Origin of the sequence: Glacieibacterium arshaanense (genome assembly GCF_004681125.1) — a bacterium.
GTDB lineage: Bacteria > Pseudomonadota > Alphaproteobacteria > Sphingomonadales > Sphingomonadaceae > Polymorphobacter_A > Polymorphobacter_A arshaanense.
Genome location: NZ_SIHO01000002.1, coordinates 652,197 through 665,860, shown reverse-complemented (window position 1 = coordinate 665,860; position 13,664 = coordinate 652,197). Strand labels below are relative to the sequence as shown.

Genomic DNA, 13,664 nt, shown 5'->3' with positions numbered 1-13,664 from the left:
CGATTCGCCCCGCCCGCGGAGGACTGCGCGCTGATGTTGTACCAGGTGTTCCAGACGTGGACCGATGCCATGACGCCGTACCGGCGGATGGCGGCGGCGGCATTGAAATGGCGCGACATGATGGGGCCGATGGCGCGCACGCCGATAGCCGACAGCATCTATGCACTGATCGACGTGACCGGCAATTCGAAGGTAACGCACGAACGCCCGCCGTTCGGCATCAAGACCGTCATCGACGGCAACCGCGAAGTTGCGGTGCGCGAGGAAATCACGCTGGCGCTGCCGTTCGGCAATCTGCTGCACTTCGCCAAGGATGACGTGCTGACGCCGCAGCCCAAGATGCTCGTCGTCGCGCCGCTGTCGGGGCATTTTTCGACGCTGCTGCGCAACACGGTGAAGACGCTGCTCGCCGACCATGACGTCTACATCACCGACTGGGTCAACGCCCGCGACGTGCCCGCCGACGCCGGCACCTTCGGACTCGAAGACTATACCGACTATGTCATCCGCTTCCTCGAGGAGCTCGGGCCGGCGTCGAACGTGCTCGCGGTGTGCCAGCCGTGCGTGCCGACGCTCGCCGCGGTCGCTATCATGTCGGAAGACCACAACCCGGCGGTACCGCGGACGATGACGCTGATGGGCGGCCCGATCGACACGCGCATCGCGCCGACGACGGTCAACGACCTCGCGATGGACAACCCGATCGAATGGTTCCGCGACAAGCTGATTTCGAAGGTGCCGGCGCGCTATGCCGGGCGCGGCCGCCGCGTCTATCCGGGCTTCCTGCAGTTGACCGCGTTCATGGCGATGAACCCCGATCGCCACACCGGCCAGCACCGCGCGCTCTACCAGCACCTCGCCAATGCCGAAATCGACAAGGCGACGGTGATCAAGGATTTCTACGAGGAATATTTCGCGGTGCTCGACCTGACCGCCGAGTTCTACCTCGAAACGGTCGAGAAGGTGTTCCAGCAGGCCGAGTTGGCGCGCGGTGAACTGATGCACCGTGGCCGCAAGGTGCGGCCGGGTGCGATTCACCGCACCGCACTGCTGACGGTCGAGGGCGAGCGCGACGATATCTGCTCGGTCGGGCAGACGTCAGCGGCGCATGATTTGTGCACGAGTTTGCGGCCGCATTTGAAACGCTATCACTTGCAACCGGGGGTCGGCCATTACGGGCTGTTTTCGGGGAAGAAGTGGGAGCAGCAGATTTACCCGCAGGTGCGCAACTTAGTCTTAGCTATGGCATAGCTGCCTGCGCGGCAGCGTCGCGCCCGGTCGTGGCAGAGCCACGCCGACGAGCGGCGGCGCCCGCTGAGTCGCTTTAGGTAAGCAAGGCAGGAAGATTGCGGGCAAAGCCCGCCCGTCGGCCGAGTTCAGCGGGCTTGTGCCCGCTGCCTCGCCGGCCGGGCTGTGTAGCGAGTCAGCTTCCAAGCCGAAATTCGCGAAGAGCAAATTTCGTCTTGGGCGCAGCCGCTAAACAGCCCTCTCAACCATCATCTTTTTAATTTCCGCAATCGCATGCGCCGGGTTCAACCCCTTCGGGCACACATTCGAGCAGTTCATGATCGTATGGCAACGATACAGCCGGAACGGATCTTCCAGCGCATCCAGCCGCTCGCCAGTCATTTCATCGCGGCTGTCGGCAAGCCAGCGGTAGGCTGCCAGCAGCACCGCAGGTCCGAGGAACTTGTCGCTGTTCCACCAATAGCTCGGGCACGACGTGCTGCAGCAGGCGCACAGGATGCACTCGTACATGCCGTCGAGCTTGGCGCGGTCTTCGACCGACTGCAGGCGTTCCTCGTTGGCAGGCGCCGGCGTCACGGTCTGCAGCCACGGCTTGATCGAGGCATATTGCGCGTAGAAATGCTTGAAGTCGGGGACCAGGTCCTTGATGACCTCCATGTGCGGCAGCGGCGTAATCTGCACCTCGCCCTTGATGTCGCCGATCGCCTGCGTGCAGGCCAGCGTGTTGGTGCCGTCGATGTTCATCGAGCATGACCCGCAGATGCCCTCGCGGCACGAGCGCCGGAAGGTCAGCGTCGGGTCGATCTCGCCCTTGATCTTGATCAGCGCGTCGAGAACCATCGGGCCGGTCTGGTCGAGGTCGAGCTCATAAGTGTCATAGCGCGGATTGGCACCGTCATCGGGGTTCCAGCGGTAGATCTTGAACGCCCGGACGTTCTTCGCGCCAGCCGGCGCCGGATAGCGCTTGCCCTTCGAAGAGATGACGCTGTTCGCGGGGAGAGAGAATTCTGCCATCGTCTTTTCCTCAGTAAACCCGCGCCTTGGGCTTGATGTAGCCAATCTCGTCGGTCAGCGTGTAGCTGTGCACCGGCCGCGTATCGAGCGCGACCTTGCCCTTGTCGAACCACGCGATGGTGTGTTTCATCCAATTCTCGTCGTCGCGGTTCGGGAAGTCCTCGTGCATGTGCGCGCCGCGACTTTCGTGGCGGTTGTAGGCGCCGTGCATCGTCAGCACCGCCTGCGGGATCATGTTGTCGAGTTCGAGCGTTTCGATCAGGTCGGTGTTGAACACCAGGCTGCGGTCGGCGATGCCGATGTCGCCCATGCGCGCGGCTACCGCGTCGATCTTGGCGCAGCCTTCGGCGAGCACTTCGGCGGTGCGGAACACGCCGGCGTTGGCCTGCATCGTCTTCTGCATCGCAAGGCGCACCGACGCCGTCGTCGAAGCACCGCTCGAGAAGCGGAAGCCGTCGAGGCGGCCGAGCGCGAAGTCGGCATGGTCCTTGGGCAGCGGTGCGTGCGCGGCGCCGGCCTTCTGGATGGCGCCGATGCGGTGCGCGGTCGCACGGCCGAACACCACGAGATCGATCAGCGAGTTCGAGCCGAGGCGGTTGGCGCCGTGCACCGAAACGCACGCCGCTTCACCGACCGCGAACAGCCCGGGCACGACGGCATCGGGATCGCCGTCCTTCAGCGTCACGACTTCGCCGTGATAGTTCGTCGGGATGCCGCCCATGTTGTAGTGCACCGTCGGCGTGACCGGGATCGGCTCGCGCGTCACGTCGACGCCGGCGAAGATCTTCGCGGTTTCCGAAATGCCCGGCAGGCGTTCGTGGAGCACCGCGGGGTCGATGTGGTTGAGGTGGAGGTTGATGTATTCGCCCTCGCTACCCACACCGCGGCCTTCGCGGATTTCCATCGCCATCGAGCGGCTGACGACGTCGCGCGACGCGAGGTCCTTGGCGCTCGGTGCATAGCGTTCCATGAAACGTTCGCCGGTCGAGTTGGTCAGGTAACCGCCCTCGCCGCGCGCGCCTTCGGTGATCAGCACGCCGGCGCCGTAGATGCCCGTCGGGTGGAACTGGACGAATTCCATGTCCTGCATGCCGATGCCGGCACGCACCGCCATGCCGCCGCCGTCACCGGTGCTGGTGTGCGCCGATGTCGCCGAGAAATAGCAGCGGCCATAGCCGCCGGTCGCCAGCACGGTGGCGTGGCTGCGAAAGCGGTGGATGCTGCCGTCTTCCATGTTGATGGCGATGACGCCCTTGCATTCACCGTTCACCATGATGAGGTCGATGGCGAAATATTCGATGTAGAAGTCGGTCGAGTACTTCAGGCTCTGTTGATACAGCGCGTGCAGCATCGCATGGCCGGTGCGGTCGGCAGCGGCGCAGGTGCGCTGGGCCGGCGGGCCGTTGCCCATATCCTGCGTCATGCCGCCGAACGCGCGCTGGTAGATGCGGCCTTCGTCGGTGCGGCTGAACGGCACGCCGTAATGTTCGAGTTCATAGACCGCAGCCGGCGCTTCGCGGCACAGATACTCGATCGCGTCCTGGTCGCCGAGCCAGTCGGAACCCTTGACGGTGTCGTACATGTGCCACGTCCAATGGTCGGGGCCCATGTTGCCGAGCGACGCGGCGATGCCGCCCTGCGCGGCGACGGTGTGCGAGCGCGTCGGGAACACCTTGGTGATGCACGCGGTCTTCAGGCCGGTTTCAGCAATGCCCATCGCGGCCCGCAGGCCCGAGCCACCGGCGCCGACGACGACGGCGTCATAGACGTGATCGATAATCTTGTAAGCTTCGGTCATGTCTTATGCCCCTAGAGCAATCTTGAGCACGGCAAAAACGCCTGCCGCGGCGCCCGCAAGCGCATAGAAATTGAGTGCCAGCAACGCCAGCAGCTTCGCGCCTTCATCATGGACATAATCCTCGATGAATACCTGGAAGCCGAGACGCAGGTGCCAGAATACGCTGGCAATGAGCAGCAGCATTGGCACCGCAGCGACAGGTTGCCGCAGCCACAGCAGCACCGACGCATGGTCGAGCCCCGGCAGCCGGACCAGGCTGATGACGAACCACAGCAGCAGCGCGACATTGGCGACAGCCGTTACGCGCTGCATCCACCAGTGATGCACGCCCGACTTGGCGCTGCCCAGACCGCGAACGCGGCCGAGTTCGGTTCCGTTACCCATGGCTCAAAGTCCCTTGGTCGAAAGAATGGCGACCCACAGCAGCACCGTCAGCAGCACTGCACCTGCAAACACCGCGACCGCGCTGCTGCGCGCTTCGGCGAGGCCGTAGCCGGCGCCGGTGTCCATATACAGATGCCGCAGTCCCGACAGCAGATGCTGGAAGAACACCCAGCTCAGCCCGACACCGACGAGAATCCCGATCGGCCCGCGCGCCACGCTGTAGAAGACTGCATAAGCATCCGGCCCGCTGGCGGCAGCGAGCAGCCACCACAGGAACAGCACGCCGCCGCCGAATGCCAGCGCCGTGCCGGTGGCACGGTGGATGATCGACACCGCCATCGTGAAGCGCCATTTGAACACCGACAGATGCGGTGAAATCGGTCGAGCAGTGGGACGGTTGGCTGCCACTTGGCGGCTCCTCATTCTAACTGGACGTGTTGAGCAGGTGGGACTCGTTGCGCGCCGTTTTAGGCATTCGGCGCGTGTGTGCAACCGTTCATCGTCGCATAGCAGCTAGTTCAACCCGCGCACTGCAACAAAACCGTCCGCTCCAGCCCGGCATAGCGGTGCACCAGCGACTTGCGATATTCGGCGTCGGCCATCATGCCGAGGAAGTGGCCGCGGCTCGGATAGCGCACCAGCAGCACTTTGTCCCAGTCGGTTTCGATGCTGCCCGCCATGCCGATGACGATGTTGTTGACCGGGCCATCGTAGAGAATTTCGGCCTGCGTCAGAGGCTTGAGCGCCTCCGAAAACGCCGTCTGGTAGCGCGCATACGCCGCAGCCCCGCTGCACGGCGGTTCGCCCGCCTCGGGCGGATATTGCGCGAGGTCGCGGAACTTGAGCAGGTTGAGCATCACCACCGGGCCTTCGGGGCCATTGTCGCGCAAGTTCCGCACTTGATCAGCGGTCGGGTCGATGCTGCGGTCGCCGCGCTCGCCGGTGAATTTGGTCATCTGATTCTCCCCTATGCAAATGGCGTGCAGTGCGTATCATGCCACATGCCAAGGGGAAAACCCCGGCACCTTGGGAGATCCGCACATGGCCACGCAGCTTAAACCGCACGACAATTCCGTCGATACACCGCTCGCGGTACTCGATGTCAGCGACCCGACGCTTTACAGTCAGGACCGCTGGCGGCCGGTATTTGCGCGGCTGCTCGCCGAGGCGCCGGTACATTATTGTGCCGACAGCCCGTTCGGCCCCTATTGGTCGATCTCCCGCCACGCCGACATCCAGGCTATCGAAGCGCATCCCGACGTCTATTCGTCGAGCTACGAACACGGCGGCATCACCATTCCCGATCTGGTCGGTGAATTCGCCCTGCCGCAGTTCATCGCAATGGACCGCCCGCGCCACGGCGAGCAGCGCCGCACCGTCAGCCCGGCGTTCGGCCCGAGCGAAATCGCCCGCATGGGCGTGTCGATCCGCCAGCGCACCAGCGAGTTGCTCGATACGCTGCCGGTCGGCGAAGAATTCGACTGGGTCGACAAGGTGTCGATCGAACTCACCACGCAGATGCTCGCCATCCTGTTCGACTTCCCGTGGGAAGACCGCCGGCTGCTGACGATGTGGAGCGACTGGGGCGGCGATATCGAAGCGGCGATCAACCCGGCGACCAAGGACATCCGCCAGCAGCACCTGATCGACATGACCAACTATTTCGACCGGCTGTTTGCCGAACGCAAGGCGCTGCCGCCGAGCGGCGACCTGATTTCGATGATGGCGCATTCGGAAGCCATGGGCGACATGCCGTTCCAGGAACGCACCGGTAATATCATCCTGCTCGTCGTCGGCGGCAATGACACGACGCGCAATTCCATGTCGGGCGCCATCGAGGCGTTCAACCTCTATCCCGACCAATGGGCGAAGCTGGCCGCCGACCCGTCGCTGATCCCCAACGCCGCGTCCGAAGTCATCCGCTGGCAGACGCCGCTGGCGCACATGCGCCGCACCGCGACGCAGGACACCGAGTTCGAGGGTCACAAGATCGCCAAGGGCGACAAGATCATCATGTGGTACATCGCCGCCAACCGCGACGAGAGCGTCTTCCCCGACGCCGAAAAGTTCGACGTCAGCCGCGCCAACGCCCGTCGCCACATGTCGTTCGGCTTCGGCGTTCACCGCTGCGTCGGTGCCCGGCTCGCAGAGCTGCAACTGCAGATCTTGTTCGAGGAAATGATCAAGCGCGGCATGACGGTGCGCATGACCGGCACCCCCGAACGCGTCGCGCAGTGCTTCGTGCACGGCTTCAAATCGATGCCGGTGGTGATCGACCGCAACTAACCCACTACTGCCACCGCTTACCGGAGCCTAGACCATGGCCACCCAGACCCGCGCGCCCGCCGGCGTTCCGCTTGGCGCAGACGTTACCGACCCCAACCTCTACGCCACCGACAGCTGGCGGCCGGTGTTCGACAAGATGCGCGCCGAAGCGCCGGTCAACTACTGCCCCGAAAGCCCGTTCGGGCCCTATTGGTCGATCACCCGCCACGCCGACATCCAGACCGTCGAGGCACATCCCGACATCTTCTCGTCGAGCTACGAGCATGGCGGCATCACCGTCGCCGACCTGCCCGACGCCAATTTCATCGCGATGGACCGCCCCAAGCATACCGACCAGCGCCGCGTCGTGTCGCCGGCGTTCGGCCCGGGTGAAATCGCGCGCATGGCCGGTGCCATCCGCCAGCGCACCGGCGAGCTGCTCGATACGTTGCCCATTGGCGAGGAATTCGACTGGGTCGACAAGGTCTCGGTCGAGCTCACCACGCAGATGCTGGCGATCCTGTTCGACTTCCCCTGGGAAGACCGCCGCAAGCTGACCTTCTGGTCCGACGTCGGCGGCGACATCGCCTCGACGTTCGAGCCCGCGGCGAACGCCATACGTAACGGCCATCTGGCCGACATGACGCACTATTTCGACCGGCTGTTTGCCGAGCGCAAAGCCTTGCCACCGTCGGGCGACCTGATTTCGATGATGGCGCATTCGGACGCGATGGGGAATATGGACTTCGCCGAACGCACCGGCAATTTGATCCTGCTCATCGTCGGCGGCAATGACACGACGCGCAACTCGATGTCAGGCGCGGTGGTGGCGTTCAACCGCTACCCCGAACAATGGGCGGCACTGCTCGCCGACCCCGCGAAAGCCGCCGCGGCCGCCCCCGAAATCATCCGCTGGCAGACCCCGCTCGCGCATATGCGCCGCACCTGCCTGACCGAAACGCAAGTCGGCGGCCAGACCATCCGCGCCGGCGACAAGGTGCTGATGTGGTACATCTCCGCCAACCGCGACGAAGCGGTTTTCCCCGATGCGGAGGCGTTCGACATCACCCGCGCCAACGCCCGCCGGCACCTGTCGTTCGGCTTCGGCGTCCACCGCTGCGTCGGCGCCCGGCTCGCCGAAATCCAGATCCAGATTTTGATCGAGGAAATGGTGGCCCGCCGCATGACCGCGCACATCACCGGCGAACCCGAACTCGCGGCGCAGAGCTTCGTCCACGGCTATATGCGGCTGCCGGTGACGCTGACGCGCGGCTGATGCCGGTGACAACGCGTCTCGCCCGCCCCGAAGCGGCGCTGCTGGCTGCCTATGTCGCAGCACTGCGCCGCGACTGGTCCCCAGACAATGTCCGCGGGCTGGTGACAACACGCGAGCATCTCGCCGCAATTGCCGCTGACAGCGACGCCTTCCTCGGCAGCCTTCACGACCCGGATGCCCGCGGCGCACCGATCACGCTGCCCGATGGCAGCACGCGGCCGCGGCTGCCGGGCTATGTGCGCTGGATCATCGACGATACCGGTAATTTCTGCGGGTCGATCGGGTTTCGCTGGCGGCCGGGTGGCTCGACGCTTCCCGATTGGGTGCCGGGCCATATCGGCTACGCCGTCGTGCCTTGGCAGCGGCGCCGCGGCCATGCGACGCGGGCACTGGCGCTTATGCTGGAGGAGGCCCGCGACCTCGGCCTCGCGCACGTCGACCTCACCGCCGAGGCCGACAATTTGCCGTCGCACGCTGTCATCATCGCCAATGGCGGCACAGTCGTCGACCGCTTCAACAAGCCCGAAACGATTGGCGGCGCCGAGACTTTGCGTTTCCGGATTATGCTTAAGGCGTCAGCGCCTCGGCAATCCGCGCAAAAAATTTCCATTCAATCCCACAACCATCTTGTTACATTGTAGTATTGTATATGTTATTATTTCCGTTTTTCACAAAGTGGATCGTGCAATGATCCGACTATAACTGTTTAGGTGGGGCGCGCACATGACAGGGGGGAAGCGATGACAGACAGGTCCATGAATGTTTTGGTTGAAATCAGCGGTCACCAAAATGCAAACTACACCGTCGATGCGACTGGTGTGACCCATAGGTTTTCGCTGATCGACACGACACCATCCGTGACCCCGTCCGGAACTATCATTGATCAATATGGGAACATTGATGCGACGAAATTTCCGTTCGTCGACGGCTATGGTCCCAACATCGACACGACATTTCGCATTGCTGGCGCGGTGCTTGGCAATGATGGCGCGCTTTATCCTGTGCGTTGGGCGACAGCGACCGAGTGTTCGGGCTCGGGCCCCAATGCCAATGTAGGCTATGGATGGTTCACTGACAGCGAGGCCCCGGGGTCGCCGAAAAAAGCAATTGCCGACATGTGGTTTACGCAGAGCGATTCAACGCACATCACGCTCGATGACAATCTGGAGGATGGTGCCCCCTATTGCTATTCGCTGGGCTTTGTCGTGCTGGATATTATGGGTCCCGGATCTGTCACCTACGTCACTATCGATCCGCGCATCGTCACGCCGCCACCGATCGGGCAATAGGCAAATCCGCACAGCAATGCGCCTGGCCGGCCGCCGACTCCGGCCGGCAATCAGCCCCCGCACGTCGTCATCACCGCCCACGGCGGCACCGTCATCGGGCGCTTCACCTAATCCGAAGCGCGCGGAATATCAGCAGGTCGCGTGACAATTCATGCTATGCTGCGAACCTGTCGCAGGCGAGGCCGCCCTCCACGCCTGAGGCAACGTCCGAACGGGGGGAGGGCAACTACAGGAGGCAGCAATGCCAGATAGAGCAATGACAGTCGAAGTTGGAATCGGTGGCCATCAAAATGCGGACGGAAGCGTCGGCGCGCCGGGCCTCACCTTAGGTTTCAGCCTTGTGAGCACGACACCTTCCGTCGCGCCAACCGGTCTCCTGATAGATGTAGCTGGCAACATCGACTCGGCCAAGTTCCCATCGGTTCCGGGCTACACGCAGAACATCGATATCACCTTCCGGATTTGCGGTGCCGTGCAGGGCAACGACGGCAACAGCTATCCGGTGCGCTGGGCTACGGCCACCGAGGGCTCGGGGAATGGGCCTGGGGACAACGTCGGCTATGGCTGGTTCACGGCAAGCGAGGCCCCGGGGGCACCGAAGATAACGATTGCCGGCATGTCGTTCACCCAGTCCGATCCGCATAACATTGTGCTCGATGACAACCTCGACGACGACAACGCCTATTATTATTCTTTGGGTTTCGTTGTTCCCGACATCGCTGGCGTCGGTTCCGCCTATTACATCACGATCGATCCGCGCATCGTGACGCCGCCGCCGGTCACCCAATAAGCTAGCCACTAGACACACGCGCTTGGCTGGCTGCCGGCTCCATCCGGCAATCAGCCAGGCGTTCGTGCCTGCGTATAAAGTGGGTGGCGGTAACCGCGCTTGTCGAGCGCTGCGGCAATGGCGCCGGCAGCAACCGGCTGGTCGAGGCGGTCCAGCGCGATATAGCGAACCGCAAGCATCCGCGATTCGACGTCGCCGCTATCGCCGGTCAACTGTCGTGCCTGCTGCCACGCGGCGCGCGCGTCGGCATCGTTGCCGCGCTTCTGGGCCAGCTCGCCCTGCAGCAGCAGCATCAATCCCATCGTGAAGTCGGCATCGGAATCAGCGGCGTAGGCTTGTTCGCCAGCATGGCGGATCGAAGCCGACAAGCGTTCGGCAGCCTCGGCATATTTGCGCTCATGTCGGAGTTGCTGCGCTTCGATATAGCCGAGCCGGCCGGGCAGCATCGCATTCCAGACATGGTTGTGCCGGTCCTTGGCCGTCAGAGTGTTGAGATAATAGCGGGCGCTCACAGTGGCCGACCGGCTGGCAGCAAGGTCATCGACATAAAGCAAAATCTCGGCAAGCGCCGTCCGGATGCGCACACGAAATTCGGTCCATTGGCTGTTCGACGGGTCGATGACGAGCAACTCGCCGACCGCATCGTCGGCGGCGCGATTGGCCGCCAGCGCTGCGGCGATGTCGCCCTGGGCCAGCAATACCGCGCCCGATGACGCCATCGCCACCAGCAGCCCGCGCTTGGCGGTCGCGTTCTTCGGGTCGGCGCCAAGCACCTTGCGATAAATCGCCGTTTCGCGTTCGAGTGCTGCACGCGCACCGGCCGGATCATCGCGCATGCGCCGTGTCAGCGCCAGCGGCGCCATCGACTCGGCAACCGCGAGTTGCCGGTCCATGTCGCGCGGTGTCTTGGCGGCCAAGGCGTCGACAATGGCGACTTCGGCAGCAAACGCCCGCTCGGCCTCTGCATAGCGCTTCTGGCCGAGCAGGAACGTTCCGAGGTTGCCCTCGGCATAGGACAATTCCATCTGCCAGTCGTCGTTGCCGGGGTCGAGTGCCACCAGCTGCTGCGCCAAGCGCTTGTAATCGCGGAAAGCCGGCTCGGCGATCGTGGATTCACCGCGTTGATACGCGACATACCCCACCCAATAGACGCTTTGGGCATGGTCAAAGATGCGCTGGCCGTCGCGGGGGTCGCGGGCCAACAGTTCCTGTGTTGTCGCGGCGGCCTGCTTGAAGGCGTTGAGCGCGCCCTCGCTGTCGCCGCGCAAGTCGCGGACTTCGCCGACCAGATGCAGCGCCCGCGCGCGGCGCCCGAGCGCATCGGCGTCGAGATCGCCAGTTGGCTGTTCGCCGTAATAGGTCAGCGCGCGCTTCCCCACGACATCGAGCGCATCGAGCCGGCCGACGGGTTCGAGTTTTTCGCGCAGGTCGGTGAGCATGAATTCGACCAGTCCATCGGCCGCGGCGCGCTGCTGCTGCGCCTCGTTGCGGGCCTGCACGGCGAACCACGCCAGCACCGCCATCACCGCCGCGAGTGCCAGTGACGCACTGGCGATGAGCCGCGCCCGCAACGCCCGGCGCCGCACGTCGCGGTTGACAAGCTCGTCGAGGCCGACGCCGAGCATCGCCGCCACAAGTTTGAGCTTGGCGTTGGTCTTGCCGTCACCGACCTTGCGCGCATCGGCGGCCAGAGGTGCATCGGCACGGGCATGCGTCACCGTCAGGTCAGCGTTGACGATGTGCGTCAGCGCCTTGGGAAAGCAGTCCTGCCCATGCGGCGCCGGGTGCAGCGCCGTGCCGGGTTCTCCGTCGACAATAAGCGCGAGAATGCGCGACGGATCACGGTGCGTCTTGAACCAGGCGATTTCATGATTGACCCATTTCGACGCGGCCGCACGCGGCGAGCAAATGACGATCAGAAATTCCGAACTGGCCAGCGCTTCATCGAGCGCGCTGCCGATACCCGCACTCGCGGGCTGCTCCTCGCGGTCCTTGAACAGCGGCCGCAGTCGCGCCGGTACGGGACCGTAGCGCCCCTCCTGTCCGACCAGCGCCGCCGGTGTGCGATAGGTCTCGATCGCGCCAAGCAGCCACTTGGCCCATTTGGCATCGGCCCAGCTGTAGCTGATGAACGCCTTGTAGCGGTATTCCGACACGCCCGCCCCCCTTCGGACGCCTGCCACCAGGTCCTGCACCGCAGAAACCCGACGCCATGCTGACCCGGTACCCAGTCTGCGCTGTCGCACGCGATTGCACAATGGCGCACCGTCGCAACATGCGACAGTGCGCTGTCAATTTGCCCGCCGCACTGCCAAAGGACATTCGACGGCGCGCCTGCCGTCGCCGTAGCGCTGCGAGCCTGTGATGCACCCCGACAAATTCGATGCCGCCGCCTTCCTGCGCGACCATTGGCAGAAGACGCCTTGCCTGATCCGCAACTCCTGGGCGCACTGGCAGAACCCGCTCGACCCCGACGACCTTGCCGGTCTCGCGTGCGAGGACGGCGTCGAGGCGCGGCTGGTGACGCGCAAGGCGGGCGACTGGAAGGTCGAGCACGGACCGTTTGCGCAAAAGCGCTTCGCCAAGACCGGGAAGCATCCGTGGACGCTGCTCGTGCAGGCGGTCGACCAGATCGTTCCCGACGTTGCCGCGCTTATCGAGCCGTTCCGCTTCGTGCCGAACTGGCGCATCGATGACGTCATGGTCAGCTACGCCAGCGACGGTGGCGGCGTCGGACCGCACTTCGACCAATATGACGTATTCCTGATCCAGGGCCTCGGCCGCCGGCGCTGGCAAGTCGGGCCAATCGCCGATGCCGACGCGGTGATGCTGCCCAACGATGAATTGCGCCTGCTCGCAAACTTCACTGCCACCGACGAATGGATTCTTGAGCCCGGCGACATCCTCTACCTGCCGCCGCGCTTCGCGCATGACGGCGTTGCCGTTGGCGATGACTGCATGACCTATTCGGTCGGCTTCCGCGCCCCGTCACGCGCAGAACTGATCGCGCACTGGTGCGACCATCTGCTGGCCGAACTCGCCGACGACGACCGCTACGGCGACCCCGACCTCGCCCCGCAAACCAACCCTGGCGAAATAGCGCCCGCCGCGCTCGATCGCCTGCACGCCATGGTCAGCGAAAAACTCAACGACCGCGCCGGCTTCGCGCGCTGGTTCGGCAGCTTCACCAGCACCCCCAAATACCCCGACGCCGACTACACCCCCGACGACACCACCAGCACCAAGGCGCTGCGCAAGGCCCTCGACCGCGGCGCCGCCCTCGAACGCAACCCCGCCAGCCGCTTCGCCTTCGTCCGCACCGGCGCCGACGCCCTGACGCTGTTCGTCGACGGCGATGGCATCGACTGCAGCGGCGAAACCGCCGCGCTGGCCGAACGGCTGTGCGCGCAGCCGCGCATCGCGGCTGACCCGGCGTTAGCGAAGTCTGCGGCGGCGGTGGAATTGCTCGAAGCGTTGATCAACCAAGGTAGTTTGGGGTTTGCAGATTAAGGGCCTCCGGCGGGCAGGCCGCAGGCCTGCACCTATAGTTTGGGGCGCGCACGACTAGCCGGCGTCAGTTCCTGCAGCACCACCCCAAAC

General features: G+C 64.2%; 13 protein-coding genes. 7 read left to right on the top strand and 6 right to left on the bottom strand.

Going from position 1 to position 13,664, the window contains the following annotated elements; all coding sequences use genetic code 11:
- Positions 1-33 precede the first annotated feature (33 nt).
- Complete coding sequence (locus EUV02_RS09410; protein ID WP_135245977.1) at positions 34-1,251, top strand: polyhydroxyalkanoate depolymerase; 1,218 nt, start codon at positions 34-36, stop codon at positions 1,249-1,251.
- 225 nt (positions 1,252-1,476) lie between these two features.
- Here the strand turns inward: EUV02_RS09410 and EUV02_RS09405 are convergent, their stop codons facing one another.
- The 5 genes from EUV02_RS09405 to EUV02_RS09385 all read right to left on the bottom strand — a co-directional run bounded on the left by EUV02_RS09405 (position 1,477) and on the right by EUV02_RS09385 (position 5,400).
- Positions 1,477-2,262 (bottom strand): succinate dehydrogenase iron-sulfur subunit, encoded by a 786-nt coding sequence (locus tag EUV02_RS09405; protein WP_135245976.1) that lies wholly within the window; start codon positions 2,260-2,262, stop codon positions 1,477-1,479.
- Positions 2,263-2,272: 10 nt separating this feature from the next.
- Complete coding sequence (sdhA, locus tag EUV02_RS09400; protein WP_135245975.1) at positions 2,273-4,060, bottom strand: succinate dehydrogenase flavoprotein subunit; 1,788 nt, start codon at positions 4,058-4,060, stop codon at positions 2,273-2,275.
- Between the two features lie 3 nt (positions 4,061-4,063).
- Complete coding sequence (gene sdhD / locus EUV02_RS09395) at positions 4,064-4,444, bottom strand: succinate dehydrogenase, hydrophobic membrane anchor protein (protein ID WP_135245974.1); 381 nt, start codon at positions 4,442-4,444, stop codon at positions 4,064-4,066.
- Between the two features lie 3 nt (positions 4,445-4,447).
- A complete protein-coding gene (gene sdhC / locus EUV02_RS09390; protein ID WP_243445844.1) occupies positions 4,448-4,852 on the bottom strand; it encodes a succinate dehydrogenase, cytochrome b556 subunit in 405 nt (134 codons plus the stop codon).
- A 110-nt stretch (positions 4,853-4,962) separates the two neighbouring features.
- Positions 4,963-5,400: a DUF1330 domain-containing protein gene (locus tag EUV02_RS09385; protein ID WP_135245972.1), complete on the bottom strand. Its 438-nt coding sequence runs from the start codon at positions 5,398-5,400 to the stop codon at positions 4,963-4,965.
- An 85-nt stretch (positions 5,401-5,485) separates the two neighbouring features.
- Here EUV02_RS09385 and EUV02_RS09380 point away from each other — a divergent pair, with 85 nt between their 5' ends.
- The 5 genes from EUV02_RS09380 to EUV02_RS09360 all read left to right on the top strand — a co-directional run bounded on the left by EUV02_RS09380 (position 5,486) and on the right by EUV02_RS09360 (position 10,064).
- The gene (locus EUV02_RS09380; RefSeq protein ID WP_135245971.1) at positions 5,486-6,730 is read left to right on the top strand and encodes a cytochrome P450; all 1,245 of its coding nucleotides are present in this window, start codon (positions 5,486-5,488) and stop codon (positions 6,728-6,730) included.
- 34 nt (positions 6,731-6,764) lie between these two features.
- Entirely contained in the window at positions 6,765-7,985 is a 1,221-nt protein-coding gene (locus tag EUV02_RS09375) for a cytochrome P450 (protein WP_135245970.1), read from the top strand.
- Positions 7,985-8,626 carry a GNAT family N-acetyltransferase gene (locus EUV02_RS09370; RefSeq protein ID WP_135245969.1) on the top strand — a complete coding sequence of 214 codons (642 nt, stop codon included), beginning with the start codon at positions 7,985-7,987 and terminating at the stop codon, positions 8,624-8,626. The genes EUV02_RS09375 and EUV02_RS09370 overlap by 1 nt, the downstream gene beginning before the upstream one ends.
- Before the next feature lie 114 nt (positions 8,627-8,740).
- Positions 8,741-9,274 (top strand): hypothetical protein, encoded by a 534-nt coding sequence (locus EUV02_RS09365; RefSeq protein WP_135245968.1) that lies wholly within the window; start codon positions 8,741-8,743, stop codon positions 9,272-9,274.
- Between the two features lie 256 nt (positions 9,275-9,530).
- Positions 9,531-10,064: a hypothetical protein gene (locus tag EUV02_RS09360; protein WP_135245967.1), complete on the top strand. Its 534-nt coding sequence runs from the start codon at positions 9,531-9,533 to the stop codon at positions 10,062-10,064.
- Between the two features lie 50 nt (positions 10,065-10,114).
- Here the strand turns inward: EUV02_RS09360 and EUV02_RS09355 are convergent, their stop codons facing one another.
- Positions 10,115-12,220 carry a toll/interleukin-1 receptor domain-containing protein gene (locus EUV02_RS09355; RefSeq protein WP_166430580.1) on the bottom strand — a complete coding sequence of 702 codons (2,106 nt, stop codon included), beginning with the start codon at positions 12,218-12,220 and terminating at the stop codon, positions 10,115-10,117.
- Between the two features lie 208 nt (positions 12,221-12,428).
- On the opposite strand from EUV02_RS09355, the gene EUV02_RS09350 reads away from it, so the two are divergent.
- Positions 12,429-13,574: a ribosomal protein uL16 3-hydroxylase gene (locus EUV02_RS09350; protein WP_135245965.1), complete on the top strand. Its 1,146-nt coding sequence runs from the start codon at positions 12,429-12,431 to the stop codon at positions 13,572-13,574.
- The last annotated feature ends 90 nt before the right edge of the window (positions 13,575-13,664 follow it).

Excerpts from the sequence above, each read along its gene's own strand:
- EUV02_RS09410 (WP_135245977.1), top strand. The coding sequence starts at position 34 with ATGTTGTACCAGGTGTTCCAGACGTGGACCGATGCCATGACGCCGTAC.
- EUV02_RS09405 (WP_135245976.1), bottom strand. The coding sequence starts at position 2,262 with ATGGCAGAATTCTCTCTCCCCGCGAACAGCGTCATCTCTTCGAAGGGC.
- sdhA (WP_135245975.1), bottom strand. The coding sequence starts at position 4,060 with ATGACCGAAGCTTACAAGATTATCGATCACGTCTATGACGCCGTCGTC.
- sdhD (WP_135245974.1), bottom strand. The coding sequence starts at position 4,444 with ATGGGTAACGGAACCGAACTCGGCCGCGTTCGCGGTCTGGGCAGCGCC.
- EUV02_RS09385 (WP_135245972.1), bottom strand. The coding sequence starts at position 5,400 with ATGACCAAATTCACCGGCGAGCGCGGCGACCGCAGCATCGACCCGACC.
- EUV02_RS09380 (WP_135245971.1), top strand. The coding sequence starts at position 5,486 with ATGGCCACGCAGCTTAAACCGCACGACAATTCCGTCGATACACCGCTC.
- EUV02_RS09375 (WP_135245970.1), top strand. The coding sequence starts at position 6,765 with ATGGCCACCCAGACCCGCGCGCCCGCCGGCGTTCCGCTTGGCGCAGAC.
- EUV02_RS09370 (WP_135245969.1), top strand. The coding sequence starts at position 7,985 with ATGCCGGTGACAACGCGTCTCGCCCGCCCCGAAGCGGCGCTGCTGGCT.
- EUV02_RS09365 (WP_135245968.1), top strand. The coding sequence starts at position 8,741 with ATGAATGTTTTGGTTGAAATCAGCGGTCACCAAAATGCAAACTACACC.
- EUV02_RS09360 (WP_135245967.1), top strand. The coding sequence starts at position 9,531 with ATGACAGTCGAAGTTGGAATCGGTGGCCATCAAAATGCGGACGGAAGC.
- EUV02_RS09350 (WP_135245965.1), top strand. The coding sequence starts at position 12,429 with ATGCACCCCGACAAATTCGATGCCGCCGCCTTCCTGCGCGACCATTGG.